The following is an 11,953-nucleotide window of genomic DNA, read 5'->3' on the forward strand; positions in this document are numbered from 1 at the left end:
AAGGGTATTGGAAACGTCATGCTGACTACGGTTCTACTGCTTCCGCTGGCGGCGGCCATCCTCATCCTGTTCATGGATGGGCAAAAAGTCGCGGCCATCCAGAGAACGGCGACCATTGCCGTTCTGCTGACGTTTCTTGGTTCGCTGGTCCTTTTGTTCGGTTACGACGCCTCCGACCCGGGCATGCAATACGTCAACTCCTTCCACTGGGTGCCGCTCCTCCACATTCAGTTCATGGTCGGGGTCGATGGCATCAGCCTGTGGATGGTGGTGCTGACGGCGTTTCTTTCCATCATGGCGGTACGCTTTTCCGCCGGGCAGACACAGAATCCGAAATACTACCTCGCGCTCATCCTCATCCTGGAAACGGGCATGCTGGGCGTGTTCGTCGCGCTCGATCTCATCCTGTTCTACGTGTTCTGGGAAGTGATGCTGATCCCGACGTACTTCCTCATCGGCCTGTGGGGCGAAGGACGCCGCGTGTACGCCACGACGAAATTCGTCATCTTCACGCTGGTGGGCAGTCTCCTTATGCTGATCGGCATGATCTGGATCACCGTCCTGCACTACACGGCAACGCATGAGTTGACGTTCAACATCCAGGAACTGGTGCACACTGCGGTGCCGCACGACCTGGAATGGATCCTGTTCCTGTTCTTCTTTCTGGCTTTCGCCATCAAGGTGCCGATCTTCCCGTTCCACAGTTGGTTGCCGCATGCCTACGTTTCGTGCCCGATCCCGGTGTTGATCCTGGTCACCGGCGCGATGTCGAAGACCGGCGCGTATGGACTCATCCGTTTCTGTCTGCCGCTGTTTCCGGATTTCATCCAGCAATGGGGCACGTGGATCGGTGCGGCCGCGGTGGGCGGCATCATTTACGGCGCGTGGATCGCCATCGCGCAGAAAGATCTCAAATCGCTGGTCGCATACTCCAGCATCAGCCACCTCGGTTTCGTTGCCCTCGGCATTTTTGCGGTCAACGGCAACGGCGTTGAAGGCAGTGTCCTGCAGATGGTGAACCACGGCATCATCGCCTCTGCCCTGTTCATCATTGTGGGTATCATCGAGCGCCGCCTCGGTACGCGCAACCTGGATGAATTCTCCGGCCTAAAAAAATCCATGCCCATCCTGTACGGCATGTTCATGCTGGTCACGCTGGCGGCTTTGGGCATGCCGGGGCTGAACGGCTTCGTCGGCGAATTCCTTATTCTGGTTGGCGTCTGGACTTCCGCCGTGCAGAAAGACATGGCCGTCCTGTTTGTTCTGGGCGCGGGGCTGACCATCGTGTTTGCGTCCATTTACATGCTTTTCATGTTTCAGGGATCGATGCAGGATAAAGGCAAAAATCTTCCACAGGGGTTGAAGGATGTCAACGAAACCGAAGCGGGTCTGCTCGTTCCGGCGTGCATCCTGATCCTGTTCATCGGTCTCTACCCCAAACCTTTCATCGACACCATGTCCGCCTCGGTGGACAAACTGCTTCAGATCGAGAAAACCGTGCATGTGCCGTCGCAGGGTGGCGGCGGACATTGATCTCCGGCCTTCCTGGCTGACGGAGCCCATCTCGCCATGAAACTGGGACAGCGCATCGTGGACGGCGTGTTTCAGGAACGGCCGAACCGGTATCTGGCGCAGGTGGTGGTCGATGGCAACACCGTTCCCGCCCATGTTCCCGATCCGGGCCGCTTGCCCGGCCTGATGATCCCCGGCCGCCGCGTGCGGCTTCTGTACAATCCCGGTCCGCAACGCAAAACCGATTACAGCCTGGTGCTGGTGCGGCACGGCCGCATCTGGGTTTCCGTCTATCCCGTGTTCGCCAACGCCTTGGTACGTGACGCGCTGGGAGCGGGATCGCTTGAAGTGCTCACCGGATACGACCGTTTCGACGCCGAGGTGAAACACGGCAAAAGCCGGTTTGACTTTCGTCTTCGGTTTGGCGGGCAGGACTGCTACGTCGAGGTGAAGTCGGTCAGTTGCGTGGAGAAGACGGTGGGAAAGTTTCCGGATGCGCCGACGGAACGCGGCAGGCGGCACATTGAGGAATTGATCGAATTAAAGAAAAAGGGAAACCGCGCGGCGGTGCTGTTCGTATCACAACGTTCGGACACACGGACCATTACCAGCTACGATGACATCGATCCCGCCTTCGGTGAAATCTTGAGGCAGGCGCGGGATGCGGGAGTCGAACTGTACGGCTACAACTGCCGCGTCACCGCCTCATCCGTTTCCCTGAACCGCCCGTTAAATGTGGTTCTGTAAGAACGGTTACTTGATGAAAGGGTCGAGGTTGGGCACCAGCACCCAGCGGCCGTTCTGCAACAGCCATTCCTGATCGTACACCACCGTGCGTACCCGGTTGCTGGGCTTGGTTGACACTTCATAGCGCATGGTGATCACCGCTTTATTGAACGGCGGCTGTTCCGCCTGCAGGACCTGTTCGGTGATTGGCACCAGTTCGTCATCCTTGTACAGCGCCTGATTGATGCGCTGGCTCTGGCCGAAGATCACGCGGTCCTTGACCTGCGCGTATTGCATCAGGTAAGAAGATTTCAGATCATCCCGCACATAGGCGACACCGCCGTCCGGATGGCGGCTTTCAAAGTAATTGTTGTACGCGCGGGTGGTGATTTCCAGATCTTCCAATCGCTCCTGCGGTATGGTAGCGCAGGCCTGCAAGGCTGACAGGGCAAGAAATAGACAGAGACCGGAAACGAGTTGAAAGGCGGGGTTGCGGCGTATCATGTTGGAACCTCGTGTGGTAAGATTGATGAACCCGGATTGCGCTAACAAATAACCTTTTGAATTATATAGGGTTATTTTAATTCGCGCAAGCCCCTCTTTGCGAAAGGCAATCTTCTTGGCAAAATCCCCGAAGTCATCGAAATCGCCGGGCCCCCATCGCGAGCACAGGCGGGGTGGATCTGTGCACCGTGGGTCCGGTCGCGCTCCAGCACGGAGCGGCGGCAAACCCGGCACGGCGCTGTGGGACCAGGCCGCGCGCTGGTACGATTCACTCGTCGGCTTCAAGGGCAGTGAATATCAGCAGAACATCATCCTGCCCGGCACTGAACGCCTGCTCGATCTGAAAAAGGGCAGGGAGGTTCTGGATCTCGCCTGCGGGCAGGGGGTGCTGTCGCGCCACCTCGCGCAGAAGGGATTGCAGGTGACGGGGCTCGACGTGTCGGCCGAGTTGATCCGCTTTGCCGGAAGGCGGAGCGGCAGGGGGGTGCGCTTTGTGTGCGCGGACGCGGCCGACCCCAAGGCGCTCCAGGACAAAACGTTCGATGCCGTTGCCTGCCTGCTCGCCATTCAGAACATCGAGCACCTGCAACCGGTGTTCGAAAACGTGCGGCGGTGGTTGAAACCGCAGGGACGTTTTGTGATGGTGACGACGCATCCCTGTTTCCGCATTCCCCGGCAGACGCACTGGGGCTGGGACGAGGAAAAGAAAATCCAGTACCGCCGGGTCGATCTGTACCTGTCGCCGAACACCATTCCGATCCTCACGCCGCCGATGGCACGGTCGCACGTGTACACGATGACGTATCACCGGTCTCTGCAGGATTATTTTGCGGCGCTCAACGCGGCGGAATTGCAGGTGGACCTGCTGGAAGAATGGCCCTCGCACAAGACCAGCGAGCCGGGCAAGCGCGCCAAGGCGGAAAACCGGGCGCGTCAGGAAATTCCGCTGTTTCTCGCTCTGCGAGCGGTGCGGGCGAAGGAGTGATGAGGGCGAGTTGTGCGTGGCCTTCTACGCACGGCGATGAATCCCAAACCGGAACCTGAAAACATTTCGTTATGCGGCGTAATAGAAGTTACACATACGAATTGATGGATGGCCGTGAACTGCTTTCGCGGGTGAGGCAGGCTTTGAAGGAAGAGCCCGGTTACTGGCAGACCGTCATCGAGTGCCTGCCTTCCGGCGTGGTCGAGTACAAACCCATCCGCAACAACCCCATGCGCGCGGGCTACACCTACCAGTACAGACAGGCCGGATTGAACCTCACGCTGTACTTTCCCGAAAAACAGTTCGAGCGGTTGCTGGACGATTTGGTTGAGGACAAGGTGATGGAGTTGAAGCAGGTCATCCAGAACGTGATCCCCGACCGCTCCGGCTACATCATCAACGAGTTCAAGATCAAGGGCGTCCTCGACGATCCCGGGCACGGCGCATCCTGACCCTTCCCTCAGCCTCCGTTGTTCTCTCCCGATTCCGGCAGGCGCCAGTCCAGTGGGCGGTCTTCCTCAATGGCGCGGCGGATGTCCGCCATCCATTTCTGAAAGAACGCGGTGTTGTGCAGTGAGTTGAGCCGCATGGCGAAGATTTCGTCGGCCATGTAGAGATGCCGCAGGTACGCGCGCGAGTAATGCTTGCAGGTGTAGCAGGCGCATGCGGGATCGAGCGGCCGGTCGCTGTCGCGATGGCGCGCATTGCGGATGTTGATCTTGCCCTCGCTCGTGTAGAGCGTGCCGTTGCGTGCGTTCCTGGTGGGCAGGACGCAGTCGAACATGTCGATGCCCATCTTCACGCACTGGATCAGATCGTCCGGAGTGCCGACACCCATCAGGTAACGCGGTGCGGCCTCCGGCAACAGCGGCGCGGTGTGGTCGGCCAACTCCAGCATCAGGTTTTTTTCCTCGCCCACGCTGAGCCCGCCGATGGCGTATCCCTTGAAGTCGAGGTCGATGATCTGCCGCGCGCTTTCGTTTCTCAGGTTTTTGAACATGCCGCCCTGCACGATGCCGAACAGCGTCTGCCCTTTGCGCGTGTGCGCTTCCCGGCAACGCCTGGCCCAGCGCGTGGACAGCTCCAGCGACTTCAAGGTTTGCGCCTCATCGGCATCGGGCGGCGTCGGTTCGTCGAAGGTCATGATGATATCCGCGCCCAGGGCCTGCTGGATTTCGATGGCGAGCTCCGGCGACAGCAGGTGTTGGGACCCGTCGAGGTGCGAGCGGAAGGTGACGCCGTCCTCGGTGATCTTGGCGAGGTCGTTCAGGCTGAACACCTGGTAACCGCCGCTGTCGGTGAGGATCGGCCGGTCCCAGTTCATGAACCGGTGCAGGCCGCCCAGTTGTTCGATCAGTTTGTGCCCCGGCCTGAGGTACAGGTGGTACGTGTTGCCAAGAATGATTTCAGCGCCGCAGTCTGTCAAGTCTTCCGGAGACAGCGCCTTCACGGTGGCCTGGGTGCCGACGGGCATGAACGCGGGTGTCCGGATGCGGCCGTGCAATGTGGTGATGGCGCCAAGCCGCGCCCGCGAGTGGGCGTGCCGTTTCTGGATTTCGAATTCAAACACGGGAGGGAGGGTCGTCTTTCCGTTGAGAGGCGGTTTGCATTTGTTGCTTGCTGTTATCCGATAGCGTGACAGTGAGCTGGGTGAACGGAATACGCAGTCGGTTTTCGTTGCAGATGCGGACCAGCGCCGTCTGAATTTCCCGTTTGAGTTCATCGTACCATTCCGCGCACCGGCCGTCCACGTGAACCACGACGCGAAGATTGAGAGAACTGCTTCCCGCCTCGTCGAAGGTGATCTCCAGATGCGTGAAGTCCGGTTCGCCCTCCTGAAAATGGTTTTTCAGGTGTTCGCGCAGTCCCTTGCTGAACAGACCTGGAATCTCGTCGCACACCCGCGGCTGGGTTTCGTAATCGAGACCGAAAACGATATCGTAGCGGAACCCACGCGAGATGTTCTTCGGCGTTTTCGACAGAAAATCCGTCGTCGTGTAAAAATGCTCGGTGCCACCCTTGAGTTCGAGCACCACCTGTTCCATGGTCTGGTGCTGCACCCGACCGTAGGTGCCGTCGGCGAGGATCACCCAGTCGCCGACCTCGGTGGGGAACCAGGGTTCATCTTCCACCACAGGCCGTGAATGTTGCCCGACCAGTTCACCCACGGGAAGCAGGACACTGCCCGCTTCCAGGCTCGGGTTTTTGAGCGCGGCCTGCAGGCCGATGCCTTCCACATACCACGGCACGCCTTTCCAGATGAGGCGTTCGTTTTCCTTGACCGTGCCCAGGTTGAGGGCGAGGCGCATCTCCTGAAACAGGCGCGGGATGAATTGCCGCGACGCCCACGCCACCGCGAGAAGAAACAGAATGACGATGCTGAGCAACAGCCAGTCGTTCAACAGGTACAGCGACACGAGGCTGGAGATGATGCACAGCACCAGCACCAGGCCGGTGTAGGCCGTCATCAGTACTTTCTGCATCCACGGCTCGAACGAAAACAGGCTTTTTTCACCGACGATGAACAGCCGCAGTTTGATGAGCAGGTACCAGATGGCGATGAAGATGCCCGCCGAGATGAGCAGGTTCAGGCCGCGGTGTTTGAAAAAGTTTTTGATGGACCGTGTGGCGGTGTCGATAAACGGTTCGCTGTTTGCGAGTTCTTTTTTCAAGGCGCGGCGGGCTTCGTGCAGTTTCAGGCGGATCAACTCCGGGTTGTATTTGTCTTTCAGGTTTTCCAGGCGCATCAGGAACTGCTGTTCCTGCTCGTCCAACGGCTCTCTTTCCTGCCGGGCCGTGCTCAACAAAGCCTCGATATTTTTCCGTCCCTCTTCATAATTGCGCAATTGCGCGCCCAGAAGTTCTATTCGTGTTTTCAGATTTTCGATTCGGCGCGGCTTTTCCGTCAGGTCGCTGGTTGCTTCGAGAAGCGGCATGATGAGCGATTCCAGCTTCTGGCTCCAGTCCGATTTTTTCGGGTCGCCTTCGAACAACTGGTCGGCGCTCAGTTGGGTGGCCAGCGATTCGAAATTGCGTTGCAGTCCGTCGATCTGCGACAGCAACTCCTCCCGCTTCTTGTTGACGGAAGGCGTGGCCGGCATGTCGTTGAGCGCTTTGAGGCGGGACTGTACCTGTGTGATCTGCTTGGACAGCAGGAACAGCATCTTTTGCACGTTTTGACGGGGCGGGGCATCGCCGGAGGGGGCTTCCCCGCTTTGCGCTGGAGCGGGAACGGGAAAGGCGAGGGCGGCAAGCAACAACGCGATCAAAAACACGGCCCGTAGAAAATGAGGATGGCGGGCAAAATGCAGGCAATGGTTTTGGGGCATTGTGGAACGTCCTCCACAATCGGTTTGGCGGCCGCTCAGGGCTCCAGCCGCGACAGGCTCTCCGAAAGCGTTCGGATAACGGTGTCGATTTCTTTTCGCGTGATGATCAGGGGTGGCAGGAACCGGAGCGTCGAGTTCTGCACACAGTTAATCAGAATTCCCTTTTCCATGCAATTGTTGAGCACGGGCAGGCCGGGGACTTTCAGTTCCATGGCCAGCATCATGCCCAGCCCCCGCACTTCCTTGACCACCGGGTGCTTGCGGGCCAGCGCATGCAGTTGTTTGGCGAAGTAGTCACCCGCCTCCCGCACGGTTTTAAGAAAACTTTTCTGCGCCACAACGTCCAGCGCCGCCTGCGCCGCGGCGCAGGCCAGCGGATTGCCGCCGAAGGTTGCCGCGTGCGTGCCGGGCACGAACGATTTCATCACTGCATCGGTGGCCATCATGGCGCCGATGGCCATGCCTCCGCCCAGCGCCTTGGCGAGGGTGATGACGTCCGGTTTCACGCCGAACCGCTCGTAGGCAAACAGGGAGCCGGTCCGGCCGAATCCCGTCTGCACCTCGTCGAACATCAACAGCAGTCCGTTGTCCCGGCAGAGCTGTTGCAGGTCCTTCATAAACTGTTTGTCCGGCACGTTCACGCCGCCTTCGCCTTGCACCGGTTCGATGAGCACCGCGCAGGTTTTGGGGGAGACCGTTTTGGCCACGGCGTCGATGTCGTTGAAGCGCACGTATTTGAAACCGGAAAGCAGGGGTTTGAATCCGGCATGAAACTTTTTCTGCGCGGTGGCGCTTAAGGAACCCAGCGTGCGTCCGTGAAACGAGTTGGTGAACGTGAGAATCTCGTACCGGTTGTTGTATCCCTGGTCGGCGGAATGTTTGCGCGCGAGCTTGATGGCCGCTTCGTTGGCCTCGGTGCCGCTGTTGCAGAAAAACACCTTGTCGGCGAAACTGAGGCGGGTGAGGCTCTTTGCAAGCCGGGACTGCGGCTCGATGTGATACAGGTTGGAGACGTGGATCAACGCGCCCGCCTGCTTGCGGATGGCCTTGACGACTTCCGGGTGGCAATGGCCGAGGTTGTCCACGGCAAGGCCGGTGACGCAGTCGAGGTACTTCTTCCCATCGGCGTCCCACACGTAGCATCCCTTGCCCCGGACGAGGGCGAGAGGGAGCCGTCCGTAAGTGCGGGCGACGTGTTTGTCGGTGAGCTTGATGATGTCCGCGGTCTTTTTCATGGTCACGGTTCGCGTTGGGTGAACGGGTCGCCGGAGGGGGAAATTCCCTGCTTAACGAGCGCACATTTAACATATAGTATTTTGGGCTAATTTTAAAAGCATTTTTGGGAGCCAGGCTGTGGTCTGGATACGGAAACTATTCGACGTTCTGTTCCCGCGACCGTGCATCGGTTGCGACGGAGATCGCAACGGCGGCGGCGAATTTCTTTGCGAGCTGTGCCGGGATCATGTCCCCTTCATTCTGCCACCCTTTTGCGCTACCTGCGGCTGTCCTGGGGAGATGGAATACGAATACCCGACTAAGGATTTCGAGTGCGGGCTTTGCCGGAAGAACACGTATCGCTTCGACCGCGCGCGGTCGCTGGGCGTGTATGCGTCCGTCCTCAAGGAACTGGTGCACTTTTTCAAATACCAGCGCCATCCCGGCGCCATCCGTGAGATTGCTCCATTGCTGGAGCAGTACCTAAGGGAACACAACGAAACCCATGCCGGGTTGGAGGTGGTGTGGGTGCCGTTGCATCCGGACAAACTGAAGGAGCGGGGGTTCGATCAATCCTATGTGCTGGCCGACCGCCTGGCGCGGCTGTGTGGCTTGCCGCTTGTGGAAGGCGCTCTACGCCGGGTGCGCGACACCCCGCCGCAGGCGAGGAAAACCCGCGCCGAGCGTATGGAAAACGTGAAGGGGGCGTTCGAGGTGGTCCGGCCGGAGTGGGTATCCGGACGCCGCCTGCTGGTGGTGGACGATGTGCTCACCACCGGGGCGACGATGAATGAGGTGGCGAAGGTGCTGAAGCGGGCCGGCGCGGACCGGGTGGAGGCGTTCACCCTGGCCCGCGCCTGACTTCAGCGCAGTGGTATGGTCACCAGATACCAGCTCAGGATACTGGCCACATAACCCACGGCGATGGTCCAGGACCATTTCAGGTGGCTCATGAACGTGTAGTGCTTCCGGTCCACGCCCATGACGGCCACACCCGCGGCGGACCCGATCGACAGCAGACTGCCACCGACGCCCGCGGTGAGGGTGATCAACAGCCACTGGTCCAGTCCCATGTTCGGGTCCATTTTGAGCACGGCGAACATGACGGGGATGTTGTCCACGATGGCGGAAAGGATGCCGACGATGATGTTGGACCAGGTGGGACCGATGGTCTCGTACATGTTCTTGCTCACCAGGGCAAGGTAGCCGATGTACTGAAGCGCGCCCACCGCCGTCAGCACCCCGAAGAAAAACAGCAGGGTGTCGAATTCCACCGTGGCGATTTTATTGAAGATGTCGAAATGCTTCGGCTCGCCCTTATGGATCTCGCCGTAGAGGCCGGTTTCATATTCCTTCTTGTCCGGCCGGATCTTCAGCCAGTAACCGTAAATCATCAGCACGCCCAGACCGAACATCATGCCGAGGTACGGCGGCAGGTGCAGGAAGTGGTGAAAGCTGACGGCGGTGGCAATGGTCATGATGCCCAGGGCGATGACCACCTTTCCACCCTGCTTGATGGGAATGCGTTCCTTGGCAACTTCCGGGAATTTTTTGGGCAGGAACGGAAACATGCACAGAGCCGGGATGATCCAGTTCACGAACGAGGGAATGATCAGGTAAATGAATTCTCCCGTTTCCACTTTGTGCGATGTCCAGACCATGAGCGTGGTGATGTCGCCGAACGGACTGTAAGCGCCGCCCGCGTTGGCCGCGACCACAATGTTGATGAAGGACAACGTGATGAAGCGTCCGTTGCCCTGGCTGACGGCCAAAGCGACGGTGGACATGAGCAGAGCGCTGGTCAGGTTGTCGGCGAGCGGTGACAGGAAAAACGTAATGAGTCCCGTTGCCCAGAACAACTTGCGGAACCCCAGGTTCTTGCTCAACAGCCAGGACCGCAGGGAATTAAAGACGTTGCGCTCCGCAAGGGTATTGATGTAGGTCATGGCGGAGAGGAGAAAGAAAAACAATTCCCCGATTTCCGCGATGAGTTCTTTTATGTAGTGGTGTGCGGCGTCGCCGTCCATACCATTGGAAGCCTGGTACACACCGATGATGAACCACATGAAACAGCCGGCGATGATCACCGGTTTGGATTTGCGCAAATGAAGCTTTTCTTCCAGCACCACGAGCGAATAACCGACCACAAATGAAATGAGACAAATGTAACCCGCCCAGGTGGTAGTCAATTGGTGCATCGACGGCTCCTAAGTTTAATCCGGGGGTTTGGCGCTGAACGGAAGGGATCAGACGTTTTTAGACCGGAACTGAGAGTTAAGGGGAAAAAAGAACATTGAGTCAGACTCTAATTCTAAAGGAAGTGCAATTGTAATCAAACCCAATGGAACGCAACACCCCCAATTTTATTAAGTTGAAAGCGAATTTATTTGTTTTTCTTGTCCAATTCATTCGAATTCATATTAGCGATTCGTGAATGAGGAAAGCGCGGGTCGAAGGAGCCGTGGGTTCGTCCCGGCTCAATCCAACAAGGAGCCATCCTGATGCCATGCAGGAGTTGCGCCGGGTCGGGGCACCTGCGATAAATGAGGCCGGGCAGGCATTTGAAAATGGGAAGGAATCCCAGGTCGGATACGGAGGAAAGGAACTTTCCGCACCCCCGACCCGGCGTGGGACTATGCGAAGAATTGGTTATTTTTCAATTGGTTTTGTGCTAGGGCCGGAATGGATTAAAGGTTGACTGTGGTTGAAAGTGTGTTACCATCTTGTTTTGTGAAAATAGTGGATAAGTGTTTCTCCCGCAAATTTAATAAGATAAGGGAATAAGGAAGCGTTGCCCGCCGAGGATTATTTAGCCGAATGTAAGGAATATATCGACGAGGCGATTCCCCTGTTCCTTCCGGAGCCCGACACCTATCCGGTAAGCATCCATGAGTCGATGCACTACAGCTTGTCCGCTGGGGGGAAACGGCTGAGGCCTACCTTATTGATTGCCGCCGCGGAAGCAGTGGGTGGCAACCGCAGGGATGTGTTGCCATTTGCAGTAGCCGCCGAATTCCTCCACACGTACACGCTGATTCACGATGACCTGCCCGCGCTGGACAATGACAGCTTGCGGAGGGGTAAGCCGACCAATCACAAGGTGTTTGGAGAGGCCATCGCCATTCTGGCGGGCGACGCGTTGCTCACCCAGGCGTTTGTTTTGATGACCAACGCCTTTTTGATGGAGGCCATCCCGCACGAGAGCATCCTTCGCGCATCTCATGAAATGGCTCAAGCACTCAGTTCCACCGGGGTCATTGGCGGGCAGGTGGTGGACCTGGAGTCGGAAGGGAAGCCCATCGAGGCTTCCACACTGGAATACATTCATATCTACAAGACAGGTTTCTTTTTTAAATCATGCGTCCGGGTGGGCGCCATCCTGGGCCGCGCGGACGCGCAACAACTTGGGGCCATTTCCCGTTTCGGGGCACATATTGGTTTGGCCTTTCAAATCATAGATGATATCCTCGATATCGTTGGCGATAAGGCTAAAATCGGCAAGGATGTCGGGAGCGACATCAGTAAAAACAAGGCGACGTATCCGGCGTTGTTCGGCTTGGAAGAGTCCAGAAAGAAAGCCGACCGTCTGGTTGAGGAGGCCATCCTCTGCTTGGAGGGTTTTGATGAGCGCGCCAATCCTCTTCGTGAAATCGCCCTCTTTTTTGTTCAACGGACTTTTTAA

General features: G+C 57.9%; 11 protein-coding genes and 1 pseudogene. 7 read left to right on the plus strand and 5 right to left on the minus strand.

The genetic code is table 11. The features are described from left to right. Window positions 1-18: 18 nt before the first annotated feature. Together J2S31_RS05280 and sfsA are read left to right on the plus strand one after the other, a co-directional pair. Window positions 19-1,533 (plus strand): complex I subunit 4 family protein, encoded by a 1,515-nt coding sequence (locus J2S31_RS05280; protein ID WP_237098018.1) that lies wholly within the window; start codon window positions 19-21, stop codon window positions 1,531-1,533. 36 nt (window positions 1,534-1,569) lie between these two features. After that, window positions 1,570-2,259, plus strand: a complete 690-nt coding sequence (sfsA, locus tag J2S31_RS05285; protein WP_237098019.1) for a DNA/RNA nuclease SfsA — start codon at window positions 1,570-1,572, stop codon at window positions 2,257-2,259. Window positions 2,260-2,265: 6 nt separating this feature from the next. On the opposite strand, the gene J2S31_RS05290 is transcribed toward sfsA, so the two are convergent. After that, entirely contained in the window at window positions 2,266-2,742 is a 477-nt protein-coding gene (locus J2S31_RS05290) for a hypothetical protein (RefSeq protein ID WP_237098020.1), read from the minus strand. A gap of 181 nt (window positions 2,743-2,923) precedes the next feature. Between J2S31_RS05290 and J2S31_RS05295 the strand changes: the two genes are divergently transcribed. Continuing rightward, complete coding sequence (locus tag J2S31_RS05295; protein WP_237098021.1) at window positions 2,924-3,727, plus strand: class I SAM-dependent methyltransferase; 804 nt, start codon at window positions 2,924-2,926, stop codon at window positions 3,725-3,727. A 104-nt stretch (window positions 3,728-3,831) separates the two neighbouring features. Beyond that, window positions 3,832-4,179 (plus strand): hypothetical protein, encoded by a 348-nt coding sequence (locus tag J2S31_RS05300; protein WP_237098022.1) that lies wholly within the window; start codon window positions 3,832-3,834, stop codon window positions 4,177-4,179. 8 nt (window positions 4,180-4,187) lie between these two features. Here the strand turns inward: J2S31_RS05300 and tgt are convergent, their stop codons facing one another. From tgt to J2S31_RS05315, 3 genes are read right to left on the minus strand one after another with little or no spacing between them, the layout of a single operon-like run. Continuing rightward, a complete protein-coding gene (gene tgt, locus J2S31_RS05305; protein WP_237098023.1) occupies window positions 4,188-5,297 on the minus strand; it encodes a tRNA guanosine(34) transglycosylase Tgt in 1,110 nt (369 codons plus the stop codon). Further along, window positions 5,290-7,056 (minus strand): mechanosensitive ion channel family protein, encoded by a 1,767-nt coding sequence (locus tag J2S31_RS05310; protein WP_237098024.1) that lies wholly within the window; start codon window positions 7,054-7,056, stop codon window positions 5,290-5,292. Before J2S31_RS05310 ends, tgt begins: the two co-directional genes overlap by 8 nt. A 35-nt stretch (window positions 7,057-7,091) precedes the next feature. After that, window positions 7,092-8,291, minus strand: a complete 1,200-nt coding sequence (locus tag J2S31_RS05315; RefSeq protein WP_237098025.1) for an aspartate aminotransferase family protein — start codon at window positions 8,289-8,291, stop codon at window positions 7,092-7,094. A gap of 118 nt (window positions 8,292-8,409) precedes the next feature. Here J2S31_RS05315 and J2S31_RS14715 point away from each other — a divergent pair. Together J2S31_RS14715 and J2S31_RS05320 are read left to right on the plus strand one after the other, a co-directional pair. Then, window positions 8,410-8,556: pseudogene (locus J2S31_RS14715) on the plus strand (double zinc ribbon domain-containing protein); the annotation flags it as partial. Between the two features lie 15 nt (window positions 8,557-8,571). After that, on the plus strand, window positions 8,572-9,132 hold the full coding sequence (locus J2S31_RS05320; RefSeq protein ID WP_237098026.1) for a ComF family protein: 561 nt from the start codon (window positions 8,572-8,574) through the stop codon (window positions 9,130-9,132). Window positions 9,133-9,134: 2 nt separating this feature from the next. Here the strand turns inward: J2S31_RS05320 and nhaD are convergent, their stop codons facing one another. Then, window positions 9,135-10,469 carry a sodium:proton antiporter NhaD gene (gene nhaD, locus J2S31_RS05325; protein ID WP_237098027.1) on the minus strand — a complete coding sequence of 445 codons (1,335 nt, stop codon included), beginning with the start codon at window positions 10,467-10,469 and terminating at the stop codon, window positions 9,135-9,137. A 593-nt stretch (window positions 10,470-11,062) separates the two neighbouring features. Here nhaD and J2S31_RS05330 point away from each other — a divergent pair. After that, on the plus strand, window positions 11,063-11,953 hold the full coding sequence (locus tag J2S31_RS05330; RefSeq protein WP_237098028.1) for a polyprenyl synthetase family protein: 891 nt from the start codon (window positions 11,063-11,065) through the stop codon (window positions 11,951-11,953).

The organism is Nitrospina gracilis Nb-211, from assembly GCF_021845525.1.
Taxonomy (GTDB): Bacteria; Nitrospinota; Nitrospinia; order Nitrospinales; family Nitrospinaceae; genus Nitrospina; species Nitrospina gracilis_A.